We start from the raw sequence: 356 nt of genomic DNA on the forward strand, positions 1-356 counted from the left end.
GACCGCGCCGACCAGACCGCCATCATCTGGGAACCCGACGATCCCAATGACGCCGCCCAGCACATCACCTACCGGCAGCTCCATGCCGAGACCTGCAAGATGGCCAACGTGCTGAAAAACCTCGGCGTCGGCCGCGGCGACCGCGTCGTCCTCTACCTGCCGATGATCCCCGAGGCCGCCTATGCCATGCTCGCCTGCGCGCGCATCGGCGCCATCCATTCCATCGTCTTCGCGGGCTTTTCGCCAGACGCGCTCGGCGCCCGGGTCGACGGCTGCGACGCAAAGGTTGTCATCACCGCCGACACCGCCCCGCGCGGCGGCCGCGTGACCAAGCTCAAGGACAACGTCAACCAGGC

Annotated in this window: 1 protein-coding gene; it reads left to right on the forward strand. The window is 68.0% G+C overall.

Translation table 11 applies throughout. The annotated features are described in order from the left end of the window. On the forward strand, window positions 1–356 hold a 356-nt coding region (locus tag XM53_RS22340), incomplete at both ends, for an AMP-binding protein (RefSeq protein WP_144435666.1).

The sequence above is a fragment of the Roseovarius atlanticus genome (assembly GCF_001441615.1).
In the GTDB taxonomy this organism is placed as follows: domain Bacteria; phylum Pseudomonadota; class Alphaproteobacteria; order Rhodobacterales; family Rhodobacteraceae; genus Roseovarius; species Roseovarius atlanticus.